At 51.9% G+C, this 453-nt stretch carries 1 protein-coding gene; it reads left to right on the top strand.

Annotated features, from left to right (window positions below; genetic code table 11):
- A partial coding sequence (gene tpx / locus KSP9073_RS17245; protein WP_108844207.1) for a thiol peroxidase occupies positions 1-313 on the top strand: 313 nt, incomplete at its 5' end.
- Between the last annotated feature and the right edge of the window lie 140 nt (positions 314-453).

The raw sequence follows: 453 nt of genomic DNA, 5'->3' as shown, positions 1-453 counted from the left end.
TCGTAAGTTTAATCAACTGGCCACAGAAGTGGAGAATACCGTCGTATTGTGCGTTTCTGCTGACCTGCCTTTTGCACAGTCGCGTTTTTGCGGCGCGGAAGGCCTGAGCAACGTTATTACGCTTTCCACTCTGCGTAATAACGAGTTTCTGAAAAACTACGGCGTCGAAATCGTTGACGGCCCGCTGAAAGGTTTGGCGGCGCGCGCAGTCATCGTGCTTGACGAAAACGACAACGTTATTTTCAGCCAGTTGGTGGATGAAATCACCCACGAGCCGGATTACGACGCCGCGCTTAATGTCCTGAAGGCATAAGCCAGCGCCTGCTGGCGCTACGTTTGTCAGTGCTACAGGCGGTGCTCTTTTGTCACAAGAAGGCCTCTATCCGGAGGCCTTCTTGTTTTCTACTCTTCACCCTTCTTCTGGCTCAGACCATATTCACGCAGCTTATTGGC

It is taken from the genome of Kushneria phyllosphaerae (assembly GCF_900312995.1).
Taxonomy (GTDB): Bacteria; Pseudomonadota; Gammaproteobacteria; order Pseudomonadales; family Halomonadaceae; genus Kushneria; species Kushneria phyllosphaerae.
The sequence above is the reverse complement of the archived record's forward strand: the minus strand, read 5'-3'. Positions and strand labels throughout refer to the sequence as shown.